General features: G+C 68.4%; 2 protein-coding genes and 3 pseudogenes. 2 read left to right on the forward strand and 3 right to left on the reverse strand.

Annotated features, from left to right (window positions below; genetic code table 11):
* Both ACFXB5_RS36465 and ACFXB5_RS36470 read right to left on the reverse strand, forming a co-directional pair.
* Positions 1–294: pseudogene (locus tag ACFXB5_RS36465) on the reverse strand (hypothetical protein); the annotation flags it as partial.
* A 27-nt stretch (positions 295–321) separates the two neighbouring features.
* Positions 322–695 (reverse strand): annotated as a pseudogene (locus ACFXB5_RS36470) (NADPH-dependent FMN reductase); the annotation flags it as partial.
* A gap of 150 nt (positions 696–845) precedes the next feature.
* Between ACFXB5_RS36470 and ACFXB5_RS36475 the strand changes: the two are divergent.
* Positions 846–1,952, forward strand: a pseudogene (locus tag ACFXB5_RS36475) (RNA-guided endonuclease InsQ/TnpB family protein); the annotation flags it as partial.
* 567 nt (positions 1,953–2,519) lie between these two features.
* Here the strand turns inward: ACFXB5_RS36475 and ACFXB5_RS36480 are convergent.
* On the reverse strand, positions 2,520–2,858 hold the full coding sequence (locus tag ACFXB5_RS36480) for a GNAT family N-acetyltransferase (protein ID WP_385216389.1): 339 nt from the start codon (positions 2,856–2,858) through the stop codon (positions 2,520–2,522).
* Between the two features lie 254 nt (positions 2,859–3,112).
* Here ACFXB5_RS36480 and ACFXB5_RS36485 point away from each other — a divergent pair.
* Positions 3,113–3,261: transposase (locus ACFXB5_RS36485; protein ID WP_385216394.1), on the forward strand; the 149-nt coding region annotated here is incomplete at its 3' end.

Genomic DNA, 3,261 nt, shown 5'->3' on the forward strand with positions numbered 1-3,261 from the left:
TCGGGACCCCCGGCCGCGCACCCCCGGCCGCGGGGGGGGCTGGGCGCGTCTACCGCCCCCGACGTGGTCGGGGGGGCGCGGTCTGTGCGGGGGCCGCCCCCGGTCGGGGCCCCGGCCGCACCCGAGGCGGTTCAGGCGGAGGCGCGGAGCGGCGCCAGGGGCTCCGCTCCAGGCGACGACCTGGTCGAGCAGGGTGTTGAGCGAGTCCACGTTGTAGTCGCCGGGCTTGAAGACGCTGAAGTTCTCGAACTCGGTGATCAGCGAGAGCGTCACCTGCTGGCGCACATCGGCCATCTGCAACTCGCCGACGACAAGCCGCAGATGCTCCACGGCCCGGGCGCCGCCGACCCCGCCGTAGGAGACGAAACCGACCGCCTTGTTGTTCCACTCCGCGTAGAGGTAGTCGATGGCGTTCTTGAGCGCGCCGGACGTGCCGTGGTGTACTCCGGGGTGACGAAGACGAACCCGTCGAAGGAGCCGATCTTCTCCGCCCACTTCTTGGTGTGCTCGCCCTGGTACTGGCCCATCGTCGGGGGCAGCGGCTCGTCCAGGTGCGGCAGCGGGGAATCGCGCAGGTCGACGAGTTCGAATTCCGTGTCGCCGCGCCGGGAGGCGATGTCGTAGACCCACTTGGCCACCTGCTCGCCATTGCGGTTGGGGCGGGTGCTGCCGAGGATGATGCCGATCCTGGTCATGGGGAACTTCCGAGGAAATCCCCGCCTTCGGGCGAGGGATCGGGCTCCTGCGGATCAGGGCAGGAAAAGCCGAAGGCCGCCGGGGTGATTCGGCGTACTTCACTGACGACGTGTCAGAGAACCACAAGCTGACGTGCTGGTTTGTGAGTTATGGCCACTCATGTGAAGCGGGCGTATCGGTACCGCTTCTATCCGACCGATGCGCAGGCAGCGGAGCTGTCGCGTACGTTCGGATGCGTGCGGAAGGTCTACAACATGGCGCTCGCGGCCCGTGCCGAGGCGTGGACGTTGCGTCAGGAGCGGGTCAACTACAACGCGACGTCGGCGATGCTGACGGCGTGGAAGAAGACCGGGGAACTGGCCTTCCTCAACGATGTGTCCTCGGTTCCGCACCAGTAGGCCCTGCGGCACCTCCAGGCGGCGTTCACCGCGTTCTTCGCCCAGCGGTCGAAGTACCCGCGGTTCAAGTCGCGCAAGAAGTCCCGCAAGTCCGCCGAGTACACCTCCAGCGCGTTCCGGTTCAAGGACGGGAAGCTGACGCTGGCGAAGATGGCCCAGCCGCTGGACATCGTCTGGTCCCGGCCCCTGCCGGAAGGCGCGGTCCCCTCCACGGTGACCGTCTCCGAGGACGCGGCCGGGCGCTGGTTCGTCTCCCTCCTCGTCGAGGACCCCGCCGTCCAACCGCTTCCCGCCGGCGGCTCGGCGGTCGGTATCGACGCCGGGCTCGATCACCTGCTCACCCTGTCCACGGGTGAGAAGATCACCAACCCCAGGCACGAGCGGCGCGACCGCGCCCGCCTCGCCCGCGCCCAGCGCGACCTCGCCCGCAAGGCCCGGGGCGACGGCGCCAATCGGGCCAAGGCGCGCCGCAAGGTCGCCAAGGTCTACGCCCGGATCACCGACCGTCGCCGTGACCATCTGCACAAGCTGACCACTCGACTCGTGCGTGAGAACCAAACGCTGGTGATCGAGGATCTCACCGTCCGGAACATGCTCAGCAACGGCAAGCTGTCCCGGGCGATCTCCGACGCGGCATGGTCGCAGTTCCGGAGCATGCTGGAGTACAAGGCCGCCTGGTACGGCCGCGAAGTGATCGCGGTCGACCGCTGGTTCCCCTCCTCCAAGCTGTGCTCCGCATGCGGCACCCTGCAAAAGAAGATGCCGCCCAGTGTCCGCACCTGGACGTGCGACTGCGGCACGACCCACGACCGGGACGTGAACGCGGCGAAGAACCTTCTGGCCGCCGGACTGGCGGTGTGCAAGACGGTGAGCGCCAGCAGCACCGCGTTCACGGCGGCCAGAAGGTGCGATGGCTGACGCCTGAGGAGCAGCAGGCCTGGCGGGAGCTTCCTCCGCTTGCACGACAGGCTCCGGGGCCGGTTGTCGCGCTTGTTGCAGACGGAGTCGAATGTGTCGGCCGCGGACTTCGGAGTGCTGGTCGAGCTGACGGACGCCCCGGACGGACGCCCCGGACGGGCGGCGCAGGATTCTGGATCTCGCCAGAGCGCTGGAATGGGAAAAGAGCCGGATGTCCCATCACATCGCCCGCATGGTGAAGCGGGGACTGGTGGTCCGGGACGAGTGTGCCGAGGACGGCCGTGGCGCGTTCGTGGTGATCACGGACGCGGGGCGCGCGATGATCGAGGCCGCCGCCCCCGTCACGTCGAGGCGGTCCGCGATCTGTTCCTGGACCACATCACGCCGGCGGAGCCGCGGACGCTGGCGCAGGTGTCCGAGCGTGTGGTGGAGAAGCTGGACGAGGACCCGTCCTGATCACGGCCATCCGCGCCGTGGCGGGCACGGATGGCGCGCCATCCTCAGCGGTCAGTCCAGCTCCGCTTCCAGCCACCGCAGGACATCGGGGGTCACGGGGTCGGTGATGTCGGCGAACTCGTCATGCTTCTCGACGAACTTGGCCACGTACGGGCAGACGGGCACGACCCGCTTCCCGGAGTCGCGTACGTCGGTGAGTGCCCGCTGGACCAACAGCGCGGCCAGGCCCTGTCCGGCGAACGCGTCGCCGACCTCCGTGTGGTGGAAGACGCGTTGCGCACCGCGGTCGCGGTACGCGGTCAGGCCGGCGCGCTCGCCGTCGACCAGGATCTCGTACCGATGCCGGGCATCCACCCGCTCGACGACCGGACCGGTGGAAGGCTGGCTCATGGGGTGCCCTACTTTCTTGGTCGTGGGTTCGAACTGGTCACTCGTAAGATCGGCGGGACCCAGGGGCTCTGGGTATGGCTGTCATGGGTGCGCCGCCTGATGGCTGGAAAGGCTTGGCCGCCCCGCGACGACTCGACCGCCAATTGGGAGATGCGACTCGATCGCTGTGTAGGGCAACGTCGGCGAGGTCGTCTGCTGGGCCGTGAACGCGCGACGAGCTGGCGGAGGTGACCGTGCCCCAGATATGGGCCGGAGTGGACATCGGCAAGGAACACCACCACTGCGTGGTGATCACCGCGAATGGCGAACACGATCAGCCGATGGTCTACATCACCGGCCTGACCGTGCACCGCGCCTCGGCCTCCTACCGGGGCGAGGCCAAGACGGACGCCAAGGACGCCTT

The sequence above is a fragment of the Streptomyces sp. NPDC059455 genome, from assembly GCF_042750115.1.
GTDB classification, from domain to species: domain Bacteria; phylum Actinomycetota; class Actinomycetes; order Streptomycetales; family Streptomycetaceae; genus Streptomyces; species Streptomyces endocoffeicus.

What these genes read in the sequence shown, in the direction of transcription:
- ACFXB5_RS36480 (WP_385216389.1), bottom strand. Translation starts at nt 2,858, where the DNA reads ATGAGCCAGCCTTCCACCGGTCCGGTCGTCGAGCGGGTGGATGCCCGG.